Below are 239 nucleotides of genomic sequence, written 5' to 3'. Positions count from 1 at the left end.
GCCCTATCAACTTTCGATGGTAGGATAGTGGCCTACCATGGTTTCAACGGGTAACGGGGAATAAGGGTTCGATTCCGGAGAGGGAGCCTGAGAAACGGCTACCACATCCAAGGAAGGCAGCAGGCGCGCAAATTACCCAATCCTAATTCAGGGAGGTAGTGACAATAAATAACGATACAGGGCCCATTCGGGTCTTGTAATTGGAATGAGTACAATGTAAATACCTTAACGAGGAACAA

At 47.7% G+C, this 239-nt stretch carries 1 rRNA gene; it reads left to right on the top strand.

What is annotated here, in order from left to right:
* Window positions 1–163 (top strand): 16S ribosomal RNA (locus A0765_RS10805); the annotation flags it as partial.
* Window positions 164–239 lie beyond the last annotated feature (76 nt).

The organism is Streptococcus cristatus (genome assembly GCF_001588905.1).
Classification (GTDB): Bacteria; Bacillota; Bacilli; order Lactobacillales; family Streptococcaceae; genus Streptococcus; species Streptococcus cristatus_N.
The sequence above is the reverse complement of the archived record's forward strand: the minus strand, read 5'-3'. Positions and strand labels throughout refer to the sequence as shown.